Source organism: Sinorhizobium terangae (assembly GCF_009601505.1).
In the GTDB taxonomy this organism is placed as follows: domain Bacteria; phylum Pseudomonadota; class Alphaproteobacteria; order Rhizobiales; family Rhizobiaceae; genus Sinorhizobium; species Sinorhizobium terangae.
Genome location: NZ_WITC01000127.1, coordinates 26,986 through 49,303 on the forward strand (window position 1 = coordinate 26,986; position 22,318 = coordinate 49,303).

General features: G+C 61.9%; 27 protein-coding genes. 13 read left to right on the forward strand and 14 right to left on the reverse strand.

The annotated features are described in order from the left end of the window. The first annotated feature begins 51 nt into the window (after positions 1-51). The 8 genes from GHK62_RS30745 (at position 52) to GHK62_RS30780 (ending at position 5,286) form a co-directional block, all read left to right on the forward strand. Positions 52-957 carry a helix-turn-helix domain-containing protein gene (locus GHK62_RS30745; protein WP_153442747.1) on the forward strand — a complete coding sequence of 302 codons (906 nt, stop codon included), beginning with the start codon at positions 52-54 and terminating at the stop codon, positions 955-957. Positions 958-993: 36 nt separating this feature from the next. Beyond that, positions 994-1,314 (forward strand): MDR/zinc-dependent alcohol dehydrogenase-like family protein, encoded by a 321-nt coding sequence (locus tag GHK62_RS30750; RefSeq protein WP_153442749.1) that lies wholly within the window; start codon positions 994-996, stop codon positions 1,312-1,314. A 12-nt stretch (positions 1,315-1,326) separates the two neighbouring features. Further along, positions 1,327-2,007 (forward strand): cupin domain-containing protein, encoded by a 681-nt coding sequence (locus GHK62_RS30755; RefSeq protein WP_153442751.1) that lies wholly within the window; start codon positions 1,327-1,329, stop codon positions 2,005-2,007. Between the two features lie 64 nt (positions 2,008-2,071). Further along, entirely contained in the window at positions 2,072-2,446 is a 375-nt protein-coding gene (locus GHK62_RS30760; protein ID WP_153442753.1) for an ArsR/SmtB family transcription factor, read from the forward strand. Continuing rightward, positions 2,446-2,925 carry an SRPBCC family protein gene (locus GHK62_RS30765; protein WP_153442755.1) on the forward strand — a complete coding sequence of 160 codons (480 nt, stop codon included), beginning with the start codon at positions 2,446-2,448 and terminating at the stop codon, positions 2,923-2,925. Before GHK62_RS30760 ends, GHK62_RS30765 begins: the two co-directional genes overlap by 1 nt. Next, positions 2,922-3,581, forward strand: coding sequence for a glutathione S-transferase family protein (locus GHK62_RS30770; RefSeq protein WP_153442757.1), 660 nt, complete (start codon positions 2,922-2,924; stop codon positions 3,579-3,581). Before GHK62_RS30765 ends, GHK62_RS30770 begins: the two co-directional genes overlap by 4 nt. A 253-nt stretch (positions 3,582-3,834) precedes the next feature. Further along, positions 3,835-4,914: a mechanosensitive ion channel family protein gene (locus GHK62_RS30775; RefSeq protein WP_153442759.1), complete on the forward strand. Its 1,080-nt coding sequence runs from the start codon at positions 3,835-3,837 to the stop codon at positions 4,912-4,914. 135 nt (positions 4,915-5,049) lie between these two features. Further along, a complete protein-coding gene (locus GHK62_RS30780) occupies positions 5,050-5,286 on the forward strand; it encodes a hypothetical protein (RefSeq protein WP_153442761.1) in 237 nt (78 codons plus the stop codon). Positions 5,287-5,540: 254 nt separating this feature from the next. On the opposite strand, the gene GHK62_RS30785 is transcribed toward GHK62_RS30780, so the two are convergent. Continuing rightward, positions 5,541-5,792: a hypothetical protein gene (locus GHK62_RS30785; RefSeq protein WP_153442763.1), complete on the reverse strand. Its 252-nt coding sequence runs from the start codon at positions 5,790-5,792 to the stop codon at positions 5,541-5,543. 385 nt (positions 5,793-6,177) lie between these two features. On the opposite strand from GHK62_RS30785, the gene GHK62_RS30790 reads away from it, so the two are divergent. Beyond that, positions 6,178-6,585 carry a DUF1236 domain-containing protein gene (locus tag GHK62_RS30790; protein ID WP_153442765.1) on the forward strand — a complete coding sequence of 136 codons (408 nt, stop codon included), beginning with the start codon at positions 6,178-6,180 and terminating at the stop codon, positions 6,583-6,585. 534 nt (positions 6,586-7,119) lie between these two features. Next, positions 7,120-7,344: a hypothetical protein gene (locus tag GHK62_RS30795; protein WP_153442767.1), complete on the forward strand. Its 225-nt coding sequence runs from the start codon at positions 7,120-7,122 to the stop codon at positions 7,342-7,344. Between the two features lie 193 nt (positions 7,345-7,537). Here GHK62_RS30795 and GHK62_RS30800 read toward each other — a convergent pair whose 3' ends face one another. After that, positions 7,538-7,756, reverse strand: a complete 219-nt coding sequence (locus GHK62_RS30800; protein WP_153442769.1) for a hypothetical protein — start codon at positions 7,754-7,756, stop codon at positions 7,538-7,540. A gap of 477 nt (positions 7,757-8,233) precedes the next feature. On the opposite strand from GHK62_RS30800, the gene GHK62_RS30805 reads away from it, so the two are divergent. Then, positions 8,234-9,025: a DUF899 domain-containing protein gene (locus GHK62_RS30805; protein WP_167528408.1), complete on the forward strand. Its 792-nt coding sequence runs from the start codon at positions 8,234-8,236 to the stop codon at positions 9,023-9,025. A gap of 74 nt (positions 9,026-9,099) precedes the next feature. Here the strand turns inward: GHK62_RS30805 and arsH are convergent, their stop codons facing one another. From arsH to GHK62_RS30860, 11 genes are all read right to left on the reverse strand, one after another. Then, on the reverse strand, positions 9,100-9,825 hold the full coding sequence (arsH, locus tag GHK62_RS30810; protein WP_167528409.1) for an arsenical resistance protein ArsH: 726 nt from the start codon (positions 9,823-9,825) through the stop codon (positions 9,100-9,102). After that, on the reverse strand, positions 9,800-10,231 hold the full coding sequence (gene arsC / locus GHK62_RS30815; protein ID WP_167528410.1) for an arsenate reductase (glutaredoxin): 432 nt from the start codon (positions 10,229-10,231) through the stop codon (positions 9,800-9,802). Before arsC ends, arsH begins: the two co-directional genes overlap by 26 nt. Continuing rightward, positions 10,228-10,926 (reverse strand): aquaporin, encoded by a 699-nt coding sequence (locus GHK62_RS30820; RefSeq protein ID WP_153442773.1) that lies wholly within the window; start codon positions 10,924-10,926, stop codon positions 10,228-10,230. The genes arsC and GHK62_RS30820 overlap by 4 nt, the downstream gene beginning before the upstream one ends. Positions 10,927-10,929: 3 nt before the next feature. Beyond that, complete coding sequence (locus GHK62_RS30825) at positions 10,930-11,439, reverse strand: arsenate reductase ArsC (protein ID WP_153442775.1); 510 nt, start codon at positions 11,437-11,439, stop codon at positions 10,930-10,932. 19 nt (positions 11,440-11,458) lie between these two features. Further along, positions 11,459-11,818, reverse strand: coding sequence for an ArsR/SmtB family transcription factor (locus GHK62_RS30830; RefSeq protein ID WP_153442777.1), 360 nt, complete (start codon positions 11,816-11,818; stop codon positions 11,459-11,461). A 71-nt stretch (positions 11,819-11,889) separates the two neighbouring features. Continuing rightward, on the reverse strand, positions 11,890-13,086 hold the full coding sequence (locus tag GHK62_RS30835) for an MFS transporter (protein WP_184109008.1): 1,197 nt from the start codon (positions 13,084-13,086) through the stop codon (positions 11,890-11,892). 15 nt (positions 13,087-13,101) lie between these two features. Then, the gene (chrA, locus tag GHK62_RS30840; protein WP_153442779.1) at positions 13,102-14,514 is read right to left on the reverse strand and encodes a chromate efflux transporter; all 1,413 of its coding nucleotides are present in this window, start codon (positions 14,512-14,514) and stop codon (positions 13,102-13,104) included. Next, a complete protein-coding gene (locus GHK62_RS30845; RefSeq protein ID WP_153442781.1) occupies positions 14,514-15,329 on the reverse strand; it encodes a chromate resistance protein ChrB domain-containing protein in 816 nt (271 codons plus the stop codon). The genes chrA and GHK62_RS30845 overlap by 1 nt, the downstream gene beginning before the upstream one ends. Before the next feature lie 137 nt (positions 15,330-15,466). Next, the gene (locus GHK62_RS30850; protein WP_167528411.1) at positions 15,467-16,024 is read right to left on the reverse strand and encodes an OmpA family protein; all 558 of its coding nucleotides are present in this window, start codon (positions 16,022-16,024) and stop codon (positions 15,467-15,469) included. An 11-nt stretch (positions 16,025-16,035) separates the two neighbouring features. Then, positions 16,036-16,710, reverse strand: a complete 675-nt coding sequence (locus GHK62_RS30855; RefSeq protein WP_153442785.1) for a L,D-transpeptidase — start codon at positions 16,708-16,710, stop codon at positions 16,036-16,038. A 114-nt stretch (positions 16,711-16,824) separates the two neighbouring features. Continuing rightward, positions 16,825-17,064 carry a DUF982 domain-containing protein gene (locus GHK62_RS30860; protein ID WP_153442787.1) on the reverse strand — a complete coding sequence of 80 codons (240 nt, stop codon included), beginning with the start codon at positions 17,062-17,064 and terminating at the stop codon, positions 16,825-16,827. Positions 17,065-17,609: 545 nt separating this feature from the next. On the opposite strand from GHK62_RS30860, the gene GHK62_RS30865 reads away from it, so the two are divergent. Further along, a complete protein-coding gene (locus GHK62_RS30865) occupies positions 17,610-17,888 on the forward strand; it encodes a DUF5132 domain-containing protein (RefSeq protein ID WP_153442789.1) in 279 nt (92 codons plus the stop codon). Between the two features lie 163 nt (positions 17,889-18,051). After that, on the forward strand, positions 18,052-21,240 hold the full coding sequence (locus GHK62_RS30870) for a cation-translocating P-type ATPase (protein WP_153442791.1): 3,189 nt from the start codon (positions 18,052-18,054) through the stop codon (positions 21,238-21,240). A gap of 273 nt (positions 21,241-21,513) precedes the next feature. On the opposite strand, the gene GHK62_RS30875 is transcribed toward GHK62_RS30870, so the two are convergent. Next, positions 21,514-22,020 carry a hypothetical protein gene (locus GHK62_RS30875; protein ID WP_153442794.1) on the reverse strand — a complete coding sequence of 169 codons (507 nt, stop codon included), beginning with the start codon at positions 22,018-22,020 and terminating at the stop codon, positions 21,514-21,516. Positions 22,021-22,318: the final 298 nt, after the last annotated feature.

A 22,318-nucleotide genomic window follows, 5' to 3' on the forward strand; every position in this document is an offset into this window, starting at 1 on the left:
ATTTTCAGATGGCCGGGTTTCGTCGCAACATGCAGAGCAGCGGACGGACGGATGGCGAAAGACTATGCACCTCGCCTGGGCAAGTTCACAGGCCTGGAGCAGCCGGCAACCTTGACGTTCGGGACCTTTCAGGCGCCGGAATTTTCCGCCGCGCGGCTGATTGGAGAATTTGCCGAAGGAGGGACGCCGGTAAGGCTCGAAACCAGCGATGCCTACCTCGTGTGCACCGAACGAAATCAATTGCCGTCCTGGCACTATTGGATCGATGGGCGACCCGCTCAGATGTCTGCCCGTGTGACTGGGCAATCCCTTTTGCGCGATCTCAACCAGGAGCACTCTTCGCTGGCGTTTGGATGTACCGACTGTCTTTCCTTCTACATTTCCCGGCACGCGCTGCAAAAATTTCAGGAGGAGCACGGGCTCAGGCCGACCGGCGAGCTCAGGACCGCCGGGGGCACCGCCCTCGACGATACGGTCGTCCACAGCCTCGGCGAGTGCCTGTTGCCGGTATTCAAGGAGCCCGCGGCGGCCAGCCGAGTGTTTATCGACCACATCGGCATGGCGTTGATGTCACATCTGTCATTGAGCTATGGCGTGCACGACGGGCAGGGACGGCTGCCTCGAGGAGGTCTCGCGCCCTGGCAGGAGCGCCGTGCCAAGGACTTGCTGATGGCGAACGTGAGCGGCAGCATCAGCCTTGAGGAACTGGCGAAAGGATGCGGACTTTCCAGGAGCCATTTCGCGCGTGCTTTCAAGGTGACGACGGGATCAACGCCGCTTCAGTGGCTCGCGCAACAGCGCATCGCGCTCGCTCAAGGGCATCTTCGATATTCGTCCTTGTCCCTCCATGACATCGCCGAGCAATGCGGGTTCTCCGACCAGGGCCATTTCAGCCGCGTCTTTTCGCAGCATGTCGGAGAGACGCCGGGTCGCTGGCGACGCTCGGTGTTGAAATGATCCAGGGCCCTTCAGGATCAAATGGAAGCAGTTCTGTTGTGGCCAGCAAAGGCCATCGTCGCTACCATCGGCAATGCGGAAGCGGTATCGTCACTGATGGCGGGACTTGCGCCGTGCGGCAGGCTGGTGCTGCTTGATGCGGACAAGGACCCGTTGCCTGTGTCGGCCGGTCATCTCGTCGTGGCCGAGCGCAGCGTACTCGGATCGATCACCGGCACGCCTTGCGAGAACGAGAGGGCCCTCGACTTCAGTGTCCTGACCGGCGGGCGCACCCAATCGAGACGATGCCGCTCAAGAAGCCAGCCCTGCCAGAAGATGAAGTCCGGTGACGCCAGGTTCCGGAAGTCATGTCTATGAAGGAGATCAGTCATGCGCATAAACGACGACCTGTCGAAACCAGTCATCGTCCATGGCGCGAAGCTGGACTGGGTGCCAAGTCCCGCGGCCGGTGTGGACCGGCGCATGCTCTTCCGCGTCGGCGGCGAGGTCGCCCGCGCCACCTCGATCGTGCGCTATGCTCAAGGCAGCGCTTTCCCTCGCCACATACACAGCGGCGGCGAAGAGATCCTCGTGCTGGAAGGAGTCTTCCAGGATGAGCATGGCGACTACCCGGCGGGCTGCTACTTCCGCAATCCGCCCGGCACCTCGCATATCCCCGCCGCGAAGGAAGGCTGCACCATCTTCGTGCGGCTCTGGCAGTACCGTGACGGGGATCATACCCAGATCGTTCGCCAGCCCGGCGAGGGCCAACATACAACGCCCCGCCCGGGCGCCAGCGCCGCGACCATCCTGTTCGATGATAGCCGGGAGGAAGTCCGGCTCGAAGACTGGCGGGCCGACGAAACCGTCACGGTCGCAAACACGCGCGGGTTGGAGTTCCTCGTCCTCTCGGGCAGGCTGACCATCGGTGGCGAAACACTGAAGCCACAGAGTTGGGGCCGTTTGCCGGCCGGCGCCGACCTGACGGCGACCATCGGCCCGGAAGGCGCACGGATCTGGCTGAAGGACGCGCCTCTGATGCACCCGGATGTGCTCCAGATGCCAGAATAGTCCTCGCCCGCAGACACTTAAGTGAGAGCTTGACTTTTTGCCAGGCGCACCGTTACTTAAGTGTATGGTTGAACGTTCTGAGCAACTCGACAGGGCCTTTCACGCGCTCGCAGATGCGACGCGCCGGGGGATTCTCGATCGCCTCTCACGGGGGCCGGCCTCGGTGAGCGAGTTGGCCAAGCCTTACAACACCTCGCTTGCCGCGATCCATCAGCACGTCCAGGTGCTCGAGGCGAGCGGGCTCGTGGTGACGGAAAAGCGCGGTCGCACGCGCGAATGCCGGATCTCCAGCGAGGCGGTCCGGCGTGTCGAAAGCTGGTTGAACGAGCGCCGCCAGGTCTGGGAGAGCCGGTTCGATCGGCTCGGCGAACTCATCGAAAGCAGTGAATTCAAGGGTGAAGCCGGACCTTCGGATCCGGCGGCGGGAGGAGACCATTGATGACGGAAGTGCCTTTCTTTCACGGTACGTTCACACTGAAACGCGTGTGGGCGGCCCCGCCCAGCCGGGTATTCGGCGCATGGTCCGATCCGCACCTCAAGGCACAGTGGTTCACCGGCCCGGCGGAACGTTGGACATTGCTGCGCCGGTCGATGGATTTTCGCGTGGGCGGGCTGGAGGTACTCGAAGGCCGCTTCAACGAAAGCGGCCTGGTAACGCGTTTCGAGGCCCGCTTCCATGTGATCGAGCCCGCCCGGCGCCTCGTCTATGCCTATGACCTGCATCACTCCGGACGCTTCCATTCCGTCACCTTGTCGAGTCTGGAACTCGAAGCGCAAGGGGAGGGAACCCGCGTCTCCTACACCGAGCAGATCGTGTTTCTGGACGGCAAGGACGGCACTGCCGATCGATGCCACGGGACCGGAATCCAGTTCGACATGATCGAAACCACCCTTCAACTAGGCGGAGACGCGCAATGACGATTGCACTTTACGGGCACCCGTTTGCCTCGTTCGTATGGAAACCGCTGATCGCGCTCTACGAGCGGAACGTGACTTTCGAATTCCGGATGGTCGATCCCGCCAATCCGGAGAATCAGGCGCGGATGGGCGAACTCTCGCCGACGGGACAATTTCCCGCGTTGGTCGATAGGGACAGGGAAGTCACGCAAAGCAACGCGGTGATCGAATATCTCGACCTGTTCCATGGAAGTGGGACGCCGATGGTGCCGGAGGATCCGCGCGAAGCGCTCGAGGCGCGCATGATGACGGACGTGTTCGACGACTATATCCATGCGCCGATGCAGCGGATTGTCGGAAATGCCCTGCGCAGCGAAGGTGAGCGCGACCCGCGCGGCGTAATCGACGCGCGTGCCCTGCTCGACCGGTGCTACGCCTGGCTGGAGCCACGCCTGCAAGCGAAGGAATGGGCCGCTTGCGGTCGGTTCACGATTGCCGATTGTGCCGCCGCACCGGCGCTTTTCTATGCCGACTGGGTTCATCCGATTCCCGAACACCATGCAGCGCTCGCCGCCTACAGGGCACGGCTTCTCGCCCGCCCCTCGGTGGCACGGGTCGTCGACGAGGCACGCCCTTATCGGAGCTTTTTTCCGTTGGGAGCACCCGATCGAGATTAGTTCTCGCAAGGCCCGCCGCAAGCGCGTCGGCAGGAATGCCTGGAGGCAAGTGACCATGGTAGAATATAATAGGTTACTCGCTGTTTTAGGCCGTGTGGACGAATGTTGATCCGGCATAGGGCTGCGAAACAACGACGGCGTTGCCTCGGACTGTCCATCAAGCTTTGCCATAGGGCGAGGTATCACCGGAATGCCGCCGTCGAGCAACGAGGAGCCCTGTCCCGGGTGGTTGCCATATCGGGGTGAAGAACCCATGGAACGACGCGACAAGGAACAGGAGAACCTTTCTCGGCTTGAACGGGCCGCGCAACAGACTGCTGATCCACAGACCATGCAGCAGAAGGCGAACAAGCCCGAGGAAAAATCTCGCTTCAGCTTTCGTAAGGCAGACGTCTGGTGGATGGTTGGCTTCGCTGCCGCCGCCTTGCTGCTTTTTGGCATCCAGGTGCTGCTCAGTTGGCGCATAGAATGGCTTGACGCACCTTTGCAGGTGCGCGTGCGGAACTACGTCAGGGGCGCCCTTGTCATTTTCGTTTTGCTGACCGTGGCGAACGTTATCGAGGTCTTTCTGATAGGCCGAATTCCCAATCGTGTTTCGCGTTTCAACCTGAAACGTATTTTTCGATTGGTCGTCGTCATCGCCATCGTCTTCGTGGCCATTTCAGTTTTATTTGTGAACTGGTACGGGGCGGTGGTTTCGCTCGGCCTGATTTCATTGATTCTCGGCTTTGCGCTGCAAATGCCGATCGCCAGCTTCATCGCGTGGATTTATATTCTGGCCAGGGCGCCTTATCGCGTTGGTGACCGCATTCGCATCGGCGATGCCCATGGCGATGTCGTTGATGTCAGCTATCTCGACACGACGTTATGGGAATTCGGCGGCGAATATCTTTGGACCGACCATCCGAGTGGACGCATCATCAAGTTTCCGAACTCCACCGTGTTTGACACGCCGGTCTTCAACTACTCCTGGCCGCTGTTTCCCTATGTCTGGAACGAAATCAAGTTCCAGCTCGCCTATGAAAGCGATTTGGAATTCGTGGCGCTAGTCATGAGAGAGGTAGTGGAAGAGCAGATCGGGGATATCATGAGCCAGAAGGTGAAGGTCTATAAGCACATGCTATCGAAAACGCCGGTGGACGAACTCGAAGTGAGGGAGCATCCCGTGGTTCATTTTCGCGTCAGTGAAAACACCTGGCTCGAGGCCATCGTGCGTTACCTCGTGCCGCCGAAGGAAGCGGGGCGTACCAAAACACGCTTGATCAAGGAAATGTTGGCGCGAATGAATGCAAAGCCTGATCGCGTGCTATTTCCGAAGAGCAATTTGAGGTGAACTTCCCGACGCCGGCGAACGGCTTGGAAGCGACAGCACTTTCGTCCAAAGCGGCCACACACCGCCACGACGCCATTGACCGTATGGTATCCTGAGCGTCGTGGTGTTCTGCGACAACAGGGAGGAGGTGGAACGGTGTTTTCATACGCTGCTCGCCTTGTAGCAATCGTGGCGCTTGTGGCCGGGCTCTGGCAGATCGTGCTCGGGCTGGTCATATCGACAGGTTATCTGGATCCGGATCTCGTGTCGCGGTTCACGACGGTTTCATCGTTGGGCGAAGCGATCGATGAAGGGCTGTACTGGATCATGTTCGCTGTCGCGCTCGGAACGCTCGCGGAGATAGGATTGGCTGTTCGCAAGCGGCGCGAATGAATGCCGGCGCACGTAGTATCTGTTTCCTTGAATCGCAGCGGATTTACGGACAGACACCCAGTAATTCAAAGTGCTGCAGCGTCCTTTGCGCGTCTCATACGACACGCGGCGCTGTGGTTGCGAGCGCCGTGCTCAGGCTTGCGGGGGTCGAGTCCACAAGCAACTGGAAGAACATGCCAGCCGCGTCTCGGGGGTTGGTGGCGGCAAACCAATGAGGCTCGGTCATCACGACGACGCGTCCCTTCGCGTCGCGCTCATCCTGCTTCGGACTCGTAAATCGCGCATGCCGCCCCGGTTTTCGAACAGAAAGCGATTTCGAATACACCGGACGGTTTGCCGTCCGGCACGTCATAGATTTGCAGCACGTAACCCTTGAAGCTTCGACGGTCGCCGCGCTGATCGAGTTCACGCAGGATCGATGGGCTGAGCTTGTCCCGGTCGACCGGTAACGGTGGCGTCCAGAAAGGACCCAATGCCGCATCTTCGAGCTTCGCGCAGACGCGCATCTCTCTCGCTCCTGTGGGGTAGAGGGCGCTCTTTTAGGGTGGACGCAGCGAAAGTACCAATTTCAGGCCGGTTGTGACAAGCGCTGCAGCTTTTCGATGGTTTGCTGGGCGCCTGATAGGACGCACGGCGCTGTTGCCTAAGAAAGAGGAGGTCCCAGAGCGGTTTAGAAGGGACAATCGCGGTAGGCTCTGGGACCACTTTTCGCGCCAACTGCGGTGTCGGGGACTATTGGTATCGTTGGCGCTCTATCGTCACAATATGTTTCAGACGGAGGGCTCGCAACCGTCCTAGGACCTTTGGCTTTGCCGCTCGGACTTAAGTCCTGCGGCTGGAACAGTTCTCTCGTTACGCTCGTTGACCTTTCATCCAACAGAGGAGGTAACAATGAGAAAACTTATACTCATCGCTGCGGCAGCTGCCCTCCTGGGTGGCCCCGCGATCGCTCAGAATAGCAACAATGGCAACCGCGGCACCGCTGCAGGTATCGCCGGCGGTGCGGCGACGGGCGCCATTATCGGTGGCCCGGTCGGTGCTGGCGTTGGCGCCGTTGTCGGAGGCGCACTTGGCGGCGCTCTGGCACCGCCGCCGCCAAGAGTGATTACCCAGGTCCAACAGATGCCCGCACCGCCATCGGTCGTCATTCGCAAACGGATCGCCGTTGGCCAGCCTCTTCCCGAGACGGTCGCGCTGACTCCTATTCCGGACGCTCCGGAATACTCGGTGGCCGTGGTCAACGACCAGCGGGTGATCGTCGAACCGAGGTCGCGTACCGTGGTCCAGATCGTCAGATGACGGCCTGACCTACAGCGTCCCGCCTCTTGCCAGATGCGCGAAGGACGCTGTGGTACTTTGAGTTACTGCCTATGCAGTAGCCATCCGTTTTCATGAACATACCGAAAGTTGTGGCGCGATCATCGGGCAACATCTTTCACCAACAGGAGCCCGCCGCCCTCCCGGCGGGTTCTCCCCACAAGTTCATGCAAAAATCGAATATGGGACCTTTGTCCCTTGTCCTGCTGGACCAAAGTCCATGGATCGCGGGGCGAAAGAGGACGATACTTCCGCTCTTTGGGAGGGTGCCGGCGGCATGCACCGACACAAACCTATAGTGATTTCAGTATTGATTTAGAGCGGGGGCCTTCGGCAAGGAAAGCGTAGGGCCCCGCTTGTGGGCGCGCGGCGGGCCCTCAATAGGGCCGTCGGTTTGAAAGGTGCGCCGCTTCTCCTTGGTAGCTTTTCTCGTTCGTCCCAATGAACAGCGCGACGTTTCTCGCGACTTGTGCGACAATGAGCGATGAGATGTCCCTGATCCCGTGGTGAGGTCAGATGTACGTCAATCGACGCCTGGATGCAGCGGAAAGGCGCATCGCCGAGGGCGCCCGTCATGTGCTGATCCAGCGGGAAATCATTGTCAAATTAAAGCATCTTGGCAGCGACACCAGCATCGCTCGCCAGCTGCTGTTCACGTTTGAAATGAACTTGGCTTTCTACATCGTCGAGCGCGACCGACTCATCAGGGAAATGAAGGCGCTCGCGGGAAAAACACCGTAGACCTTTGGCGCATCGGTCATTCAGAGCATGGGGCGGGCGCTACTGCATTTTTCCTTAAATCGTAGCCGATTTAAGAAAAAAGCATGCAGCAATTCAAGGTGCTGCAGCGTCCTTTGCGCGTCTGATAAGACGCGCGGCGCTGTAGTCGATCCTGCATTGGGACGGGGTCGGGTAAAGGCGATCTCCCCGCCCGTCACTGAGTTCCTGACAGACGCTGCCGCAGGAAAGGCACGGTAAGCATTTTCAAGAGCGCCGGATCGCGAATGCCGAGGTGATAATTGAAGATCAGGCGCGTGAGTGTACCCTCTGCCACGGTGCTGGCGCGGAGCATCTGATGATCCTCGAGCAACTCCTCGAACACTGCGCTGAGCATGTCGACATCGGGAAGGGGAATGTGCGGTCTGATCGGCATAGCTCATCTTCCTCCGTTGGCACGACAGCGCTATGACGCTAGCAGGGCGCTGAATATTCCCGCAGATGGCCAGATGATGCGTTCTGGTGCGAGGCGCTGGCTATTAAATATATTAATCAGGGCGTCAGTACGCGCCGTTCTGCCCGTCGGATGCGCTAAAGCGGAATGAGGAGAAGTGTGCACGGTGTTCGCCCCCGTTACACTCTACCTCATTACGATCGACCACGTTCATGATTTTTGGGTCGATTCAACCTAAAATTATCGTGATCGCCTGCCTTAAATCGATTCCGGAGTGAAGAATCGCGCTCTCGTCGACCGGCGGCCCGTTGCGGTTGCAATTCCGCGTCATCGGAATGACGACACACTTGTTACTCGCACTCCTCGAGATCCCGGGTCAGACTGAACCTACGAACAACAACGGGCGAGGAGCCGCCGTGACGCGCGGCGCATCGCTCCGGATCAGGAGGTTCAGAAACAATGATTACGCCAGCCGAGAATACACGCAAAGCCGGAAACCCTGCCATGCGCACCCCGCCGGTCGTGTCGCCCGGGGCGTGGGAGGCGGCCCGGCAGAAGCTGTTGGTCAAGGAGAAAGCTCAGACCCGCGCCCGTGACGCGCTCGCCGCCGAACGCCGGCGAATGCCGTGGATGGCCGTCACGAAAGACTATGCGTTCGAGGGGCCTGACGGCAAGGTCAGTCTCGCTGACCTCTTCGACGGCCGGCACCAGCTGATCGTTTACCGCGCCTTCTACGAGCCGGGCGTGTTCGGCTGGCCCGAGCACGCCTGCCGCGGCTGCTCCATGGTGGCCGACCAGGTGGCTCATCTCGCGCACCTCAATGCCCGCGACACGACGCTCGTCTTCGTTTCGCGCGCACCGCAGGAGGAGATCAAGCGGCTGAAGGCGCGAATGGGCTGGGACATGCCGTGGTTCACCATCACCGACAGCTTCGACGCCGATTTCGGCGTGGACGAGTGGCACGGCACCAACGTGTTCTACCGCGACGGGGACCGCATCTTCCGCACCTATTTCATCAACAATCGCGGCGACGAGCAGATGGGGGGAACCTGGAACTACCTCGACATCACGCCGCTCGGACGGCAGGAGGTCTGGGAGGACTCGCCTGAGGGCTACCCCCAGACCCCGACCTACAAGTGGTGGAACTGGCACGACAGCTACATCGCGGATGCCGCGCCCGACAAGAAATGGGTCGAGGTGTCGGACGCCGGCGAGGCGGCGATGCGGAAGCATGACACGGACAAGAGGTGAGCGGGTAGCGACGACGGCTGGTCGGGTGAGGCGACCAGCCGCCTACGGCAGCTGCGACCCCATGAGGATCGCCGTCAGATGGACTTGAGCGAGACGCGCTTTTCCAACTTGGCGGCATCTTCCTTGCGTTCGCTGTAGCGGTCGACAAGATAGTCGGAGGCATCGCGGGTCAGCAGCGTGAACTTGACCAACTCCTCGCAGACGTCAACGACGCGGTCGTAGTGGGACGACGGCTTCATGCGTCCGTCTGAGTCGAACTCCTCGTACGCCTTGGCGACGGACGACTGGTTCGGAATCGTGATCATCCGCATCCAGCGGCCGAGCAGGCGAAGCGTGTTGACGGCGTTGAACGACTGCGAGCCGCCAGACACCTGCATAACGGCGAGGGTCTTGCCTTGGGTCGGCCGTATCGAGCCGATCGAAAGCGGTATCCAGTCGATCTGCGCCTTCATGATTCCGGTGATCGCCCCGTGGCGTTCCGGGCTCACCCAGACCTGGCCCTCCGACCATTCGGACAGGTCGCGCAGTTCCTGGACCTTCGGATGGCTGGCGGGCGCGTCGTCCGGAAGCGGCAGGCCGGAAGGGTCGAAGAAGCGCACTTCGGCTCCGAAATGCTCCAGCAACCGTCCGGCCTCCTGGGCAAGGAGCCGCGAATAGGACACCTGACGAAGCGATCCATAGAGGATCAGGATGCGCGGCGGATGGGTCGAGAATGGCGGCCGGAGCGCGTCGACGTCCGGCTTGAGGAGATGGCGCAGATCGGCGGCAGGAAGATCAGACAATGCGGCGGCCTTCTTCATCAAGAACCTTCTCTCCATCTTCCTTGACGAACGGTCCCTTGAACGCCTCGGCGGGCAGGATGTCGAGAACGGCCTCGGACGGCCGTGCCAGCCGGGTGCCCATCGGAGTGACGACGAAGGGGCGGTTGATGAGGATCGGATGCTCCAGCATTGCCGACAGGAGCTGCTCATCGGAGAGTGCCGGATCGTCCAGACCGAGCTCCGCATAGGGCGTTCCCTTCTCCCGGATGGCCTCACGGACGGAGAAGCCGGCGTCGCGGATCATCTTCGCGAGTTCCTCGCGGGTCGGCGGCGTTTTCAAGTAGTCGATGACCTTTGGCTCGATGCCGGCGTGGCGGATCAGGGCCAGTGTGTTACGCGAAGTCCCGCATGCGGGGTTGTGATAAATGGTGACGTCCATGGTCATTCGGCTTCCTTGACGGTTATGGGAGACACTGCCGTGTTTCGTTCGGCGAACATCCATCCGACGACGGCTGTGGCGACGAGTGCGCCGACGACTTCGGCGACTATGAAGCCCGGCACGTCCGTTGGGCGGATGCCCGAAAATGTGTTCGAGAATGCGCGGGCGACGGCGACGGCGGGGTTCGCGAACGAGGTCGACGCCGTGAACCAGTAGGCCGCCGTGATATAGAGGCCGACCAGCCACGGAATGGCGTCGGCGCGGAAGCGCAGGCCCGCGAGGATCGTGAGGACGAGTCCGAAGGTGGCAACCGCCTCGGCGATCCACTGGCCTGTTCCCGTGCGGACCGTTTCCGACACCTGGAACAGGGGAAGGTCGAACATGGCATGGGCGATCAACGTGCCGGCGATGCCGCCCACGGCCTGGGCGAGGATGTAGAGCACGGCCGCCGTCGCCTCGATCTCGCGCCTTGCCGCAAACACCATCGTCACGGCCGGATTGAAGTGCGCGCCGGAGATGGGGCCGAGAATGCTGATGAGGACGACGAGGATCGCGCCCGTCGGCATCGTGTTGCCGAGCAGCGAGACCGCCACGTCGTCGGAGAGACGGTCGGCCATGATCCCGGAGCCGACGACGGTCGCGACAAGAATTGCGGTGCCAAGGGCTTCCGCGGCAAGGCGGCGTTTGAGATCGAATGCCATGCTTCAGCCAGCCTTCGGAATATCGCGACCGATCTCGTCCAGCCTTCTTTGCAGGGCGAGCTTGTCGAGGCTCGTCATCGGCAGGCTGACAAAGATCGAGATGCGGTTGTTCAGCATCCGGTAGGTCTCGGCGAAGGAAAAGTGCCGCTCGGTCTCGCTGCCCTCGGCCGCGGCCGGATCAGGCACGCCCCAGTGCGCGGTCATCGGCTGACCGGGCCAGACCGGACAGGCCTCGGCGGCGGCCCTGTCGCAAACGGTGAACACGAAATCCAGTTGCGGCGCACCGGGAACGGCAAACTCATCCCAGGCCTTCGATCGGGCAAAGGATGTGTCGTAGTTCAGTCCCTTGAGGAGCTGCATGGCAAACGGATGCACCTCGCCCTTCGGATGCGACCCCGCCGAGTAAGCCTTGAACCTGCCCATGCCGAGCCTGTTCAGAATGGCTTCGGCGATGATGGAGCGGGCCGAGTTGCCCGTGCACAGAAAGAGGACGTTGTAGACCCTATCGCTCATGTCATTCTCCCAACTTGTCTCATCGTGTTTGCGCCTCCTCCTTGGGAGTGCAGCATGGGGTCAGATCGGTAATCAACGGCGCGCAGAGATTGGCGTTGCCGCCGCAGCAATCCTGCAGGAGGTAGAGCATCACGGACCGGAACCGATCGAGATCGACGCGGTAGATGATCGAGCGGCTTTGCCGCTCACCGCGAACCAACCCCGCCTGCGAAAGCGTCGCGAGATGCGCCGACATGGTGTTTTGCGGCACGTCGGCCAGTCTGGCCAGCTCACCCGCCGGCACCCCTTCGGGTTCGCGTTCGACCAGCAGGCGAAACGTCCTCAGGCGCGTCGGCTGCGCAAGGGCGGCTAGGGCAGTGATCGCTTGGTTTTCATCCATATATCCAGAATAATGGATGCATATGGCAAGTCAATGACGCTGCCACCCTTAAACTAAAGTGAGGTCCGCGTTCAGCATTCCTCGGGCGGCTTGAGGTGCCGGAATTGCAGCAGCAACAGGAGGTCGTAGGTGATCTTCAGTCCGGCGCAGATGAGGAGCGGCGAGGCGCGATAGGACGCAGCAAAGAGAGCGCCCGCAAGCGCTGGGCTGGCGGCTGCGGCAAGACTGCGCGGCACCGAGGTGAAGCTTGCGGCAGCAGCGCGTTCCGCCTCTGTTACGACTGCCATCACATAGGACGAGCGTGTCGGCACGTCCATCTGCGACAGTGCCGCTCGGATGAGCAGCAGGACAAGCACCAATGGGAGGCTCGGCGCGAATGCCGCAAGCGCCAGGGCGATGCTGGAGGGAATGTGCGTAAACACCATGGTGTTGATGAGCCCGACCCGCTTCGATAACCACGCGGCGACGGGAAACGAGAACGCCGACAGCACGCCCGTCCAGAAGAAAAACACACCGGCTTCAAAGAGCGAGAGGTTGAACCGCTCGAACAGCCAGAGGGCGAGCAGCGACTGGACCACGAATCCGCCGGCGAATGCATCGAGGCTGAACAGGGCTGCAAGCTTCAGGACGATGGCACGCGAGGGGCCGAGTGCCGTGGTTTTGTCGGATTCGCGGCTCGCGGGGCGAGACGGTATCCGTGCATAAAGAAGGCCGCCAAGGATGCCCACGACCGCGTAGAGAACGAACATCAGCTTGATGGCTGCCAGATGCCCCAGCGCCAGGCGCGTCATCAGGTCGGGCAGTGCCGCGGCGAGTGCGCCGACTGCGCTTGCGAGCGCGCCGACGAGGCTGTAGCGAGCGAACATCCTCGTGCGCTCGACACTCGCTACTTCGCGGGTGAGCACCGCATGCTCCAGCGGCACGAAGACGCTCACACTGCCGGCGGAGGGATTGATCGTGCCGGCAAATGCGACCACGAGCAGCAGCGCATAATCGTTGATCATGGACATGGCCACACCGCTGGCGACCATCAGGCTGGCGGCTGCCAAAAGCAGACCGCGCAGATCATGGCGGGCGCCGAGAAACCCGATGGCGATCGTCAGGAGGGCAGAGCCAAAGAGCGATGCTGTCGCGATGACGCCGACTTGCAGCGACGAAAAGCCGAGGGCGAGCAGGTAGACTGGCAACAGGATGGCGACGAAACCGTCGCCAAAGTCGCGCAGAGCCCGCGCTGCGAAAAGATATGTGGCCGGATGAATGCCTTGCACCGGAGTAGCTCCGCTCTAAACCCACCCCATCAGCAATCCACAGAAGAGGCCGGTGAGGGAAGAGCCGGCCAAGACCGTCAGCATGCCTATGTTGAAGCGGAACACTGCGACCATCGCCGCGAGCGTCAGGATCAGCGATGCCACGTTGACGGAACTCAGGACCGGAACGTCGATCGTCATGCCGAGCCAATGCGCTTCATAGAGTTCGCGAAACAGCACGTGCAAGGCGAACCAGACCGCCAGGTTGAGGATGACGCCGACGACCGCGGCCGTGATCGCGGCCAGTGCGGCCGACAGAGCCTTGTTGCTGCGCATCGTCTCCATGAAGGGTGCGCCAAGGAAAATCCAGAGAAAGCAGGGCACGAAGGTCACCCAGGTCGTCAGCAGTCCACCCAACGTGCCGGCAAGCAAAGGATTGAGGGAACCCGGCTCCCGGTAAGCGCCCATGAACCCAACGAACTGCGTCACCATGATCAGCGGGCCGGGCGTTGTCTCCGCCATGCCGAGACCGTCAAGCATCTCGCCGGGCTTCAGCCAATGATAGTGCTCGACCGCCTGCTGGGCGACGTAGGAGAGAACGGCGTAGGCGCCGCCGAAGGTGACCATGGCCATCTTGGAAAAGAAGATCGAGATGTCCGTGAAGACGTTGCCCTGTCCCAGAAATACCAACAGGGCGAAAACGGGCCCGCCCCAGAGCAGCAGTCCGACCGCGGCGACCTTGAGCGGCCAGCTCATCGGTGGGCGGGCGTGGGGCGGAATCTCTTCGCCAAGTGCGCTGTCGACGTCGGCGACCTGTCTGCCGCCGACCTTGCCGTGGCCATTGCTCGCAAGAAACGCCGCCCAGCCGGCCCGGCCGCCAAAATAGCCGATGACGCCCGCGGCCAGCACGACCATGGGGAAGGGGGCACGGAACAGGAAAAGCGCGATGAATGCCCCGGCGGCGAGCGCCAGCATGACGTTGTTCTTGAGCGCCCGCCGGCCGATGCGAATGACCGCCTCGAGCACGATTGCCAGAACCGCGGCCTTCAATCCGAAGAACAGCGCCTGGACGGCTCCGACATTTCCGAAGATGGCGTAGATCCAGCTTAACGCCATGATGGCGACGGCGCCGGGAAGCACGAAAAGGGTCCCGGCGACCAGCCCGCCCTTGGTCTTGTGCAGGAGCCAGCCGATATAGATCGCAAGCTGCTGCGCCTCCGGCCCCGGCAGCAGCGTGCAGTAATTGAGCGCGTGCAGGAACCGCGTTTCGCCGATCCAGCACTTCTCCTCGACGATGATGCGATGCATTATCGCAATCTGCCCGGCGGGGCCGCCGAAGCTCAAGGCAGCCACGCGCGCCCAGACGCGGAGCGCCTCGGAGAAGGAAATACCGTGGCTCAACTGGTGCTCAGATGCGGGGCTGGTGTTTCGCAGAATCCCGGTCAACATCACGCTCCCTTTTTCGGCCAGTTGTGCGTTTCGTCGGTGGCGTCGCGGCACCAGCGGTAAAACGCGTCGTAAAGAAGCAGGCCTGCCTCAAGTTGTTCATTGTCGTCCGCGTACATACGCGACAGGCCGAGCGATGCGGCAAGAAGGCCGGGAGCTTGCGGTGAGAGGTCCAGGCGCGCCGTGTCGGCGCCGCGCACAATCGTTGCAAGGTGGAGCAGGGGATCCGTCGCAAGCCCGAACTCCTCAACCATCACATCGAACGTACAGAGTTCGCCGCGATGGCTCAAGCGGATCGGGGCGTCGATGTCGAACGGCGTCGCCTGGAAGCGATCCGCGACCGCCTCGACTTCCGATGGGGCAACGAACAGGAACACCGCGTTGGGATCGATGAAGCGTCGGATGAGCCAAGGGCAGGCAATCCGGTCGATCTTCGGCCGCGATCGTGTCACCCAGACGGTGCGCCCCTGTTCATCGCGCTTGGGCAAGACGGAGGCGGGAACCGCCGGGTATCCGGACCCGGCCCAGGCTTCGAAGCCGCCCTCGAGCACATCGGCTTTAATGCCGGCGTGGCGGAGCCAGGCGGCAATGCCGTGACTGAGCTTCTTGCCGCGATGGCAGATGACAATCACCGACTGACCGTAGAGGTCATCGATCCAGAGCTGCAATTCGCGGTAATCGCGCCGGACCGAGCCGGGGACCAGCCGCGGATCGGCTGCGAAATCCTCGTCGGTGCGCACATCGATAAGAGCCGGGCATTTCGGGGTGCCGATAAGGCGGGCAAGCTTTTCGGATGAAATTTCGAGAAGTGACGGCATGGCGCGTCCTCCGTCTAGCGGTTGATCGGACGCGATGCTTCGGCTGTCGCCTCGTGGGGTGATCGCAACCCCATGCGGGGTGTTTTCCGCTCTTCAGCCGGCGCTGTCAAGCAAGATAGCCGCAAAGCATCCCGCGATCAGAGCGCGTCGCGCTCGGTGCGCAGGTTGGAGACGACGCGCCGATTCTGAACCTGGCAGGAGCGGTCCGTGCAGTCACGAACCTCGCGGTCGTTGCCGTAACCCTTGGCCCACAGGCGGTTGGCATCTACGCCCTTCGAGACGAGATAGGCCATCACCGCGTCGGCGCGTTTCTGCGACAGCGTTTCCATGTTTGACGCGGACCCGGAATCGTCGGCAAATCCCTGCAGCTTGACCAGCCAACGCGGGTTGCTGTTGAGCCAGATGGCTTGCTTGTCCAACGTCGCCATGGCGACGGAATCGAGCGCGGACGAGTCCTTCGTGAAGTAGGTCCGCCGGCCGACATTCAGGATGAAGTCCTCTTCGCTGCCGGCCACGACATTTTCGAAACCGGGCGCCGGATCGTTGGTCTGTCCGGTGATCGGCGCCGCGGTCGGCTCTTCCAACGCGGCGATTTCAGTGGTGGTGTTGCAGGCGGCGAGCGTCAGAAGCATGGCCGCGGCGGCGAGCAGCCTCGTGCATCCGGTCAAAGCAGACATCAGCGTGATATTCCTCATTCGACCGGGCCTCATTCGACCGCAGTTGCCTGGCTGACCTCAGCGGCACTTTCGGCCTGGTCGGCAATGTGCGGCAGCACTTGCACCGCGGTGCCGATGGGGCAGCGCTGATAAAGATCGATTGCATCTTCGTTGAACATGCGGATGCAACCGCTGGAGGCATCCCTGCCGATGCTGCCCGGCTCCAGCGTCCCATGCAAGCGATAGCCGGTATCTACACCATCGCGAAGCAGGTACATGGCGCGCGGGCCAAGCGGATTCTTCGGCGAGCCTCCCTCGACCGATTCAGGCAGTTCGGGGTGGCGCTCACGCATCTCTGGCGGCGGCGTCCAGCGTGGCCAGAGCGACTTCCGATCGATCGTGGCGCGGCCATACCATTTGAAGCCCTCGCGGCCGACACCGACGCCGTAGCGGATGGCGGTCTTGTTCTCCATGATCAGGTAGAGAAAATGGTGCCTGGTATCGACAACGACTGTGCCGATCGGCTCACTGCTGAAATATTTGACAACCTGGCGGCGCCACTTCTTGTCGATCTTGGCAAAGTTGGTGCTTCGGTACGTCACACCATTGTCGACGGCGGTGCCGGAAAAATAGGAAGACGCCGCTGCGAGTGTGGGTTTCTGGATCGTTACGGTCCCAAGTGACGCCAACCCACCAAGCACAATATCCCTGCGCGTCCACTCCATCGGCCATATCCCCCTCAAAAGCCAAGCAGCGAAGTGGCAGTAAATCAGATTTTTCATTTGCCACAACATAAAATTGCGGGGCTTTGGGGGGGTAAGCGAGGCGAACGAATGATGTCAGCGCAGCTTCTTGATTTTGGCCTCCTCGACAGCGGCAATGAAGGATGCGCGGGCCTGCTCCCACGGATAGATGCCGAACATTGCATCGGTGCACTGATTGAGCGCGGTCAGGTAAGCGGCTCCCTGTTCGATGGTCCAATGCTCATTGAGCAGGCGAACCGCATGAGCTGGCGTCCAGACGATCTCGACTCGCTCGCCCAATTGGACGATGACGGCTTCTCCCCAGTTTTCGTTCATTGCCTCAACTCTGCGGTCAATGCGGGCCTAACCGTACACGCAGGCAATGGTTCCTGCGAACCGGAGTGTCCTGACGATAAAGTCACTAGCGCAGCCTCCTACTCGAAGGCAGGCGCAACCGTAGCCTTCGCAACTGTGGCCGCGGTCCAGAGCACGCCAGCCCAGCCGGCAGAAGGCGGAGCAGCGAGGCCCCAATCCAGAAGGCGAGCATCGTCGCGCTCACCTTCCGAAAGTTACTCGGCAGTCGGAGGGAGGGTCTCGGAGGACTCGCCCGCATGCGAGCCGAAGGGGGCCCGCTCTGGGAAAAAGCCAGGAAATTGACAGCGGTACGGTGGGTTTTCCTTTATTATGACAATAACAATTGTGATACTTTGATGACAGGCAGCCGGCGCATGCGTTTGGGGGGCTGCCGCGGAGAATGTCCTGCTCCGAAGGGGGGAAGATCATTTGGGCTGATGCTGGCTCGGCAGATTTGCCGATAGGGAGGCTTGTCTCGTCAGCGATTACCATCGAAGCGTTAGAGGGGGCGGAAAGGGAGACCTGACATGGCTTTACTCGAAGACGCATTGAAAGGTAACGTCCTCACCAGCGTTGCCGTCGGCGTTGGCGCACTGATGCTCGCGCCGATCGTTGTTCCCATAGCAAGACCGATGATCAAGGCCGTCATCAAGGCCGGCCTGGTTGCCTATGATCAGGGCCGGATTGCTGCGGCTGAACTCGGCGAAGGCTACGAAGATCTCGTGGCTGAAGCGCGTGCCGAAATGGGGAGTCCCAACGGTGGGACGGAGCCCGCTAAACGTCCGGCGGCGAAATCAACATCGTAACGGCGAAAAGCAGAGACAGACACGTAATCACCACATCGCCGGCAGCCTGCCGCATGTTTCTTGAATCGTAGCCGGTTCACCGACATGCAGCAATTCAACTTGCTACAGCGCCCATCCGATAAGACGCGCGGTGCTAGAGAAGCTGCCGGCGAGGGACGGTCGTATGCCCCAAATGGCAACAGGTGGGCCACGCAGGCGCGAAAGGCCCGGGTCGAGCAGCGGCGGCGCACACGGTCGCCAAGGCGACCTTCAGGATCAGCCGCAAGGTGTGGCCGTTGCCGATGCCGTTGCGCCAACGCCTGTCTCCATCCGGCTGGTGCACGCCGCGGCACCCGGGAGAGCGCGTCTTCATATCGATGCGCTCGTGGAAAGCAACCAGGTTCAGAGATTTCTCGAGCGTACTCTCCCTGCGATTGGCGGCGTTTCCGGTGCCGCGGCGAGTCCGCTCACCGGCAATCTGCTCGTTCATTACGATCCAGCCACGCCACTCGAGGCGATCATCGGGCGGATCATCGAGCTCCTGCAAAGCGGCATCGGGCCGTCCGACGACGATTCCCGTGACAAAAAGGGCTGGCACCATCTGGACACGGAAGCGGTAGCGACCGACCTAGCGACGTCCCGCACACGTGGATTATCCGAAGACGAGGCGCGGGAGCGCCTGGTGGCTGCGGGAAGCAACGCTCTACCAGCGCTTCCAACGCGCTCCAACCTCGGCATCTTTCTCGCCCAGTTCGATAGCGTACCCGTCGCGCTGCTGGCCGGTGCGGCGGTCGTCTCCCTCGTCACCGGAGCCTTGCTCGAGGTCGGGGCGATTTTGGCGGTGATGGGGGTGAACGCCGCCATTGGCTACAGGACCGAGACCGGAACCGAGCGGATCATCCAGAGCCTGAACCTGCCGGCGCCGCAGGCCGCGAGAGTAATTCGCGATGGCGATCCGCACGAGGTGGCGGCGGAGACGCTTGTCCCGGGCGATGTTCTGATGCTGGAGCGCGGCATGGTGGTGCCGGCCGACGCGCGCCTGTCCGCCGTGCGCGGACTGACCGTCAGCGAGGCGGGATTGACCGGCGAGAGCATGCCGGTCCGCAAATCCGATGCGCCCGTAGCCGTGACGCTTCCGCTCGCGGAGCGGACCAGTATGGTCTACCGCGGCACGGTGGTGACGGGCGGGAGCGGCACAGCCATTGTTGTGGCGACGGGCGCGCGGACCGAGATCGGAAGAGTTCAACAGCTCGTCGGCGCAACCTTGGCGCCGCAAACACCCATGCAGCGGCAAATGGGCGAACTGGGGCGACAACTCGGATGGCTGACGCTCTATGCGGGCGGACTCATTGTCGGCATCGGCTGGTTGCGCGGGATCGCGCTCTACCAAGCCGCCCGATCGGCCTTGTCCCTTGTCGTGGCCGCGGTTCCAGAGGGTCTGCCCGTGCTCGCTGTTACGACACTCGCGCTCGGTGTCGAGGACCTGCGACGACGCAATATTCTCGTGCGCCGGCTCGAAGCTGTGGAGCCGATGGCAGCCGTGCAGGTCGCCTGCTTCGACAAGACCGGCACCCTGACCTTCGGCCGCATGTCCGTGGAAGTCGCCGTCTGCGGAGACCAGATTTACCAGGCTGGAGAGGGCAGTCGGCTCGACGGCCATGATGATGCCGTGGCGCACCCAAACGGAAACGACTGCTTGAGAAGGCTGCTCACGATCGGCTGTCTCTGCAGCGAGGCGGAGGTCGAGGCAGACGAAGGCGACAGTATCCTCAACGGTTCGGCTACCGAGAAGGCGCTCGTCCAGGCAGCGATCGACAGTGAAATTGACGTTGCCGCATTGCGTCGAGGGTTCCCGAAGGTGTCTCTGCAGCAACGCACCGAAACCTACCGTTTTATGGCGAGCGCGCATGCCAACAACGGTCGCCTGCTTCTCGCCGTGAAAGGAAGCCCTCTCGAAGTTCTCGATCGCTGCCGGTGGGAGGGACTGGCCGGCGGTGGGCGCAGGCCTCTGACGCCGGAGCGCCGCGACCGGATCGAGGGAATCAACGCCGAACTGGCGGATCGCGCGCTGCGGGTTCTCGGTTTTGCCTATCGCGATGTTGGCGACGAAACGCAAGACGAACCGGCGGTTGCGGAACTGACATGGGTTGGCCTCGCCGGCCTGGCCGATCCCGTCCGCCCGGGTTTGAAATCGCTGATGGCGGAGCTTCATCGGGCCGGACTCCAGACGATCATTCTGACCGGCGATCAGCGGGCGACGGCCCGAGCCGTCGCCCATAAGGTCGGCCTGAACGGGACGGGAGACATTGACATTGTCGACGCCGTCGACGTTGACCGCATGACGGAGGCCGAATTGGCGGTTGCGGCGCGCCGGGCGCAGGCCTTCTCGCGCGTCGGCCCCGCACAGAAGCTCAAGATCATTCGTGCCCTGCAGCAATCGGGAGCCACGGTGGCGATGATCGGCGACGGTATCAACGACAGTCCGGCGCTGCGCGCAGCCGATGTCGGTATCGCTTTGGGTCGGGACCCGTACGCAGCGGCACGCGAGACGGCGGACGTCTATCTCGCCACGGATGATCTGGGCGGCCTCATTCCGGCAATCGAGAGAGGCCGCACCACCTTCACGAATATCCGCAAGGCGATACACTATCTCTTCAGCACGAATTTCAGCGAGGTCCTCGTCATGCTGTGTGGCATGGCCGTGGGCCTTGGCGAGGTCCTCTCGCCGATGCAACTCCTGTGGATCAATCTCATCTCCGACGTGCTGCCGGGACTCGGTCTCGCGATGGAGCCGCCGGAAGCCGCCGGCATGCAGGACGGGCCCATGGTCGCGGACAAAGCCCTGCCTGGAGTCCAGAATCTCGCCTCGCTCACCAGCGAGGCGGCGCTGCTCGGCTCAGGCGCCATGGCGGCAGGCCTCTACGGCGCGATGCGCTATGGGACTGCTTCGCCGATCGTGCGGACCATGACCTTCGGCGCTCTGGTGACGGCCCAACTGCTCCATGCGATCACCTGCCGCTCGTCCACGCGTAGTGTTTTCGATCGCGGATCCAGCCCCGCCAACCCGGCACTCACGGGCATTCTGGCCGGTTCGGTGGCGGCGCAGTCGGCTGCCTTGTTCGTGCCCGGCATCCGCAGACTGCTCGGCCTCGCACCGCTCGGCATCCTTGATGCAGGCATCATGCTCGCCGGCGGAACGCTTCCGTTTGCAATCGCCGAGGTGCGCAAGTCGGCTCTCAGCGCCAGCACGAGCCATGCGAGCGCGCCGCTCACCTTCACGCGAGCGCCAATGGCGCCTGCCAATGAGTCCCGCCCCAGGCTGTTGGAGGCGCCGGCCAACGTGTCATGGCTACGTCCGCATGGTGCGAAGTAACCAGACGCCACATCACATGACAGCAGCTCAATTGGTTTGGGGATGCTTTTCGCCCTCTTTCCTGTGACGAGAACACGAATGAGGGCAGGGGGTTGCGGCACCGCGACCGGCTACTGCATGATCCTTAAATCGGAATCGATTTAAGGATCATGCAGCCATTCAAATTGTTACAGCGACCTTAGCGCGTCCGATTGGACGCGCGGCCCTGTAGGCGCGCGGCATTTTCGCGGGTTCCCTTCAAGACGGCGTTATTGATGGGGTGGATCGAAACAACTACGCCGCGGCGGGAAGGCGTTGCTCCGCAATTTCCAGGCCGGCCGGTGCGACAGGCGTGGCTGCGGGGCCCGCGAGCCAGAGCGCAGAGCGGGTTGCTGCCTTGACACCCAGTTCGACCATCAGACCTCCCGGCTGGCGCGAGATCAACGCCAGCGCGACCTTTACGATCAGCGCGCCGAGATCCATTTCGCCCCCTGACAGCGTGCGAATGTGTGCATCGATCCGCGCGACAGGCGGCAGCGTCTGGCGCTCGCAGACGGGTTCAGGTCGGGCATTTGCGAGATCGAGCCCGTGGTTCAGGGCGGTCACGTCACACGGTTCGTTATGCTCGATCAGAACCGTTGCGGTGAGTGGGTTGACCTGGACGGCGAGAACGCCTTCGCAGGCTAGGAGATTTGCCCGAAGTTCGTTGAAGTACGCTGCGTGATGTCGTCGTGCCGGGATCCTGATGCGCACTCGCCCCCGTGCGCGATGGATGATCTGGGCATAATTTCTGCTCGGCATTGCTCGTCTGCTCATCGTGTTCCGGAATTTCCAGCCCCACATGGGGTCCGCGTTGCGGTCCATATAGGCCGCGAGCATGACAGTATGACTACAGTCGGAATGGCCTTTAGCGCCGCGCGTTCAATCGGATGCCACAGTACACGACAGCAGCCAGCTTCTGCCTCGTTGGTTGGGTACGGCAATGCATCTCCTCCTGCCCTCGTTCCAGGCGAAATACCAATTGAGCTGCCGTCGCGTATTGTGATCGGACGCGCAAAGGTTGCTGTCGCATCCGATTTGAGCAGCCATGCAGTAGCCG